General features: G+C 59.7%; 4 protein-coding genes. All 4 read right to left on the minus strand.

The annotated features are described in order from the left end of the window. The coding region (locus HP459_RS21160) for a 3'-5' exonuclease (protein WP_367671008.1) at nucleotides 1–1094 on the minus strand (1094 nt) is incomplete at its 3' end. Nucleotides 1095–1249: 155 nt separating this feature from the next. After that, entirely contained in the window at nucleotides 1250–1945 is a 696-nt protein-coding gene (gene araD, locus HP459_RS21165) for an L-ribulose-5-phosphate 4-epimerase (protein ID WP_171936791.1), read from the minus strand. Between the two features lie 86 nt (nucleotides 1946–2031). Further along, the gene (gene araA, locus HP459_RS21170; protein WP_015572656.1) at nucleotides 2032–3534 is read right to left on the minus strand and encodes an L-arabinose isomerase; all 1503 of its coding nucleotides are present in this window, start codon (nucleotides 3532–3534) and stop codon (nucleotides 2032–2034) included. Between the two features lie 10 nt (nucleotides 3535–3544). Further along, on the minus strand, nucleotides 3545–5155 hold a 1611-nt coding region (gene araB, locus HP459_RS21175; RefSeq protein WP_171936792.1), incomplete at its 5' end, for a ribulokinase.

Below are 5155 nucleotides of genomic sequence, written 5' to 3' on the forward strand. Positions count from 1 at the left end.
ACCGCGAGACCGTTTACCGTTGCGCGTTCCAGCAGGAAGGGCATGATCTCGGTTTTATGGAAAATCTGCGTTACCAGCTCACAGTCTTTCAGGTTATAAGTAGCGAGCGCCGGCTTATCCTCATTAAAGCGCCGGTCGATCTCGTCCATTCGGTCCCAGGGATTGTCGATGGATTTACCTTCACCGAGCAGCGCCTGGGCGACCGCTTCCAGCGAGAAGGAAGAGAAGTTCCAGAAGGCGGATTTCAGCGCCTCGATGCCGTCGATAATCAGGCGACCGTTAGCCTGTGCGAAGAATACGCCGTTCTTAAAACCGTGCTCTCGCCACTCCAGCTCCGTGTTTCCGCGCCCTAACGTCAGGGGAATGCGGTACCGCTCGGCATGTTTTTGCAACACGCGCAGGTCAAACTGCACCACGTTCCAGCCGATCAGCACGTCGGGATCGTGCTCGGCAAACCACTGGTTAAGCTTCTCCAGCAGCTGTGGTCGGCTGGTAACGTATTCCAGATGAAAATCCAGCGCGGACGCATCGCCGTTCGGGGGCCCGAGCATATAGACAACCCGCTGCCCGCAGCCTTCAAGGCCGATGCAGTACAGCTCGCCGTGACGGGTGGTTTCGATATCCAGCGAGACCCACTTCAGCGGCGGGCGATAGTGCGGGTTAGGCTTCAGGCGCGCGTTCACGAGACAACCGTTCTGCTCAGCGCCGTCCACCCAGACGGGGGCGGTGATAAACCGCTCCATCAGAAAACGTTCCGGCGGGCGAATGTCCGCTTCGTAGAGCGTCACGCCCGCTTCGCGGAGCAATTTTTCATAGCGCATCAGCTGGCGATGGGCGCGGCAGTAGAGGCCATAAACCGGCTGGCGGTGGAAGTCTTTTAGCTCAAGGGGAGTAAGGCGCCAGCCGTTTTCACCGCGCAGCAGCAGCTTTACCTTCTCGACGTGGTGTTCAGGGATAAACGCCACGGACTCCTGAGGCGGTAGGGTAACGTGCAGCGGGCCGTTATCCGTCGCCAGCCAGAACGCAACCTCGGTGCCCTGAGGGGTATCCCGCCAGTGTCGGGTCAGTAAAAAGCCTTCTTGCGCCTGTGCCACGCCGCTATCCCACAAAACAAACCAGGCCTGATTATAGCCTGGTTGAGGGGGGGGTGCTGGGGTTTTATACAGTGCCTGTTTTGCCGGATGGCGCTACGCTTATCCGGCCAACAGGATCCGTAGGCCCGATAAGCGCAGCGCCACCGGACAATGTTTTACTGCCCGTAGTACGCCTTCGCGCCGTGCTTGCGCAGATAATGCTTATCGAGCAGGGTTTGCTGCATATCCGGCAACTGCGGTGCCAGCTGGCGGCAGAAGATCCCCATGTAGGCGACTTCCTCCAGCACGATCGCGTTGTGCACCGCGTCCTCCGCGTTTTTACCCCAGGCAAACGGACCGTGGGAGTGCACCAGCACGCCGGGCATTTGCGCCGCGTCGATACCCTGTTTTTCGAAGGTTTCGACGATCACGTTCCCGGTTTCCCATTCGTACTCACCGCCGATCTCCGCATCGGTCATCAGACGCGTGCAGGGAATGGTGCCGTAAAAGTAGTCCGCGTGGGTGGTGCCGGTGGCCGGAATTGGCTGGCCCGCCTGCGCCCAGATGGTCGCGTGACGCGAATGGGTATGCACAATCCCACCGATGGTCGGGAAGGCCTGATACAGCAGGCGGTGAGTGGGTGTATCGGAGGAGGGCTTTTTATCGCCTTCAACTACTTCACCCGTTTCGATGCTGACCACCACCATATTTTCCGCGGTCATCACCGTGTAATCCACGCCCGAAGGCTTGATCACGAACACGCCTTTTTCCCGGTCAACGGCGCTGACGTTGCCCCAAGTCAGGGTCACCAGGTTATGTTTTGGCAGCGCCAGGTTGGCTTCGAGTACCTGACGTTTGAGATCTTCTAACATTGTCGTCTCCTGCCGGATGGCGCTGCGCTTATCCGGCCTACAGAACCGTAGGCCCGGTAAACGAAGTGCCACCGGGCATTCAGGGCTTAGCGTTTTGAACCGTAATAGACTTCGTTCCAGCGCAGCGCGTCTTTAAAGGCTGGCAGACGGGTGTCGTTATCAATCACGGTCAGTTCGATGTCGTGCAGCTCGGCAAACTGACGCATATCGTTCAGGTCAAGCGCGTGGCTGAAGACGGTGTGGTGCGCGCCGCCGGCCAGGATCCAGGCTTCCGACGCGGTTGGCAGGTCAGGCTGCGCTTTCCACAGGGCGTTGGCGACCGGCAGTTTCGGCAGAGAATGCGGAGTTTCCACAGCATCGACGCAGTTCACCAGCAGGCGGAAACGGTCGCCGAGGTCGATCAGGCTGGCGTTAATGGCCGGGCCGGTACGGGTGTTGAAGATCAGACGGGCCGGATCCGCTTTGCCGCCAATGCCGAGGTACTGCACATCGAGGATCGGTTTCTCTTCGACGGCGATAGAGGGACACACTTCCAGCATGTGCGAGCCGAGCACCAGATCGTTGCCGTTCTCGAAGTGGTAGGTGTAGTCCTCCATAAAGGAGGTGCCGCCCTGCAGACCGGTCGACATCACCTTCATGATGCGAAGCAGAGCGGCAGTTTTCCAGTCGCCTTCGCCCGCAAAACCGTAGCCCTGCTGCATCAGACGTTGTACCGCCAGACCCGGGAGCTGTTTCAGGCCGTGGAGATCTTCAAAGGTGGTGGTGAAGGCATGGAAGCCGCCCTGTTCCAGGAAGCGCTTCATGCCCAGTTCAATGCGTGCGGCATCCAGCACGTTCTGGCGCTTGTCACCGTTGACCTGTGCCGCAGGCGTCAGGCGGTAGCTGCTTTCGTACTCGTCCACCAGCGCGTTAACGTCGCCATCGCTGATGTCATTCACCACCTGCACCAGGTCGCCCACCGCCCAGGTGTTGACGGAGAAGCCAAATTTAATCTGCGCGGCCACTTTATCACCGTCGGTGACTGCCACTTCGCGCATGTTGTCGCCGAAACGCACCACTTTCAGGTGGCGGGTATCCTGCTTAGAGACCGCCTGACGCATCCAGGAGCCAATGCGTTTTTGTGCCTGACCGTCCTGCCAGTGCCCGGTCACTACGGCATGCTGTTGACGCATGCGCGCGCCGATGAAGCCGAACTCGCGGCCGCCGTGCGCGGTCTGGTTCAGGTTCATGAAGTCCATGTCGATGCTGTCCCACGGCAGGGAGGCGTTGAACTGCGTGTGGAATTGCAGTAGCGGTTTGTTGAGGATAGCCAGGCCGTTGATCCACATTTTGGCTGGCGAGAAGGTGTGCAGCCACACCACCAGGCCAGCGCATTTGTCATCGTAATTGGCATCGCGGCAAATGTTGGTGATTTCGTCCGGGGTGGTACCCAGCGGCTTCAGCACCAGTTTGCACGGCAGTTTGGCTTCCGCGTTCAGCGCATTCACAACGTGCTCCGCGTGTTTCGTCACCTGCTGCAACGCTTCCGGTCCGTATAAATGCTGGCTGCCAATCACAAACCACACTTCATAATTATTAAAAATGGTCATTATCGTGTCCTTAATGTGTCAGGGTTGCCGTAGTGTCCGCGGTGCTTTTGGCCGGGGCGGCGACAGGGAGATAGTGAAGTTCGGCGCTTTTTGCCCATTGCTGGTAGCGCTGATAAAGTTGTTCAAAGCGTTGTGCCTGCTGTGCCTGCGGCTGGAGCGTACTTTCGACGGCGCTCGCCATATGCTGTTGCGCGGTCGGGATATCCGCATGGACGCCTGCGGCCACGGCAGCGAAAATCGCTGCGCCCAGCGCACAGCACTGATCGGAAGCCACAATTTGCAGCGGACGGTTGAGCACATCGCAGCAGGCCTGCATGATCACCGGGTTTTTACGGGCGATACCGCCCAAAGCCATCACGTTGTTCACGTCAATGCCCTGCCCGGTGAAGCACTCCATAATGGCGCGCGCGCCGAACGCGGTGGCGGCGATCAGGCCGCCAAACAGCGCGGGCGCGTCGGTCGCCAGGTTGAGATCGGTAATCACCCCTTTCAGACGCTGGTTGGCAAACGGCGTACGACGGCCGTTGAACCAGTCCAGCACCACCGGCAGGTGATCGAGAGAAGGATTTTTTGCCCAGGCTTCGGTGAGCTGCGGCAGGAGCTGTTTTTTGCTCGTGGTAATCTGGGTTTTCAGTTCAGGATGCGCGGCCGCCAGCTGATCCAGCGGCCAGCCGAGCACCCGGCCAAACCAGGCGTAGATATCGCCAAACGCGGACTGACCCGCTTCGAGGCCGATAAAATCGGGCACCACGCTGCCGTCAACCTGACCGCAGATACCCTTCACCGCGCGGTCGCCAACGCTGGTTTTATCCGCCGTCAGAATGTCGCAGGTGGAGGTGCCAATCACTTTCACCAGCGTGTTAGGCTGCGCACCCGCGCCCACGGCGCCCATATGGCAGTCGAACGCGCCGCCGGAAATGGTCACGTTTTGCGGCAGACCGAGGCGTTTCGCCCACTCCTCGCAGAGCATGCCGACCGGAATATCGGCGGTGAAGGTGTCGGTAAACAGCGGGTATGTCAGGTTTTTGTTGATGATCGGGTCGAGTTCATCGAAGAACGCTGCCGGAGGCAGACCACCCCAGCTTTCATGCCACAGCGATTTATGCCCGGCGCTGCAACGGCCACGGCGAATAGCCTGCGGGCGAGTGGTGCCGGAAAGCAGGGCGGGAACCCAGTCGCACAGCTCAATCCATGACGCCGCTGCCTGTGCGACCGACGCGTCCGCGCGGGTAACGTGCAGGATTTTTGCCCAGAACCATTCGCTGGAGTAGATCCCGCCGATGTAGCGCGAGTAGTCGGTTTTGCCCGGCTGGTGGCATAAGCGGGTGATGGCTTCCGCCTCTTCCACGGCGGTATGGTCTTTCCACAGCACAAACATGGCGTTCGGGTTATCGGCAAACTCCGGGCGAAGCGCCAGTACGCGGCCTTCTGCATCAACCGGGGCCGGCGTTGAACCGGTACTGTCGACGCCAATCCCCACGACGTCGGCCCGCTGGGCATCCGTCAGCTCCGCCAGCACGGTTTTGATCGCCGCTTCCATTGATTCAATGTAATCGCGCGGGTGGTGACGGAACTGGTTGTTCGGCGCATCGCAGTAGCGCCCCTCTTGCCAGCGCGGATA

It is taken from the genome of Enterobacter sp. CM29 (assembly GCF_013179605.1).
GTDB lineage: Bacteria > Pseudomonadota > Gammaproteobacteria > Enterobacterales > Enterobacteriaceae > Enterobacter > Enterobacter intestinihominis.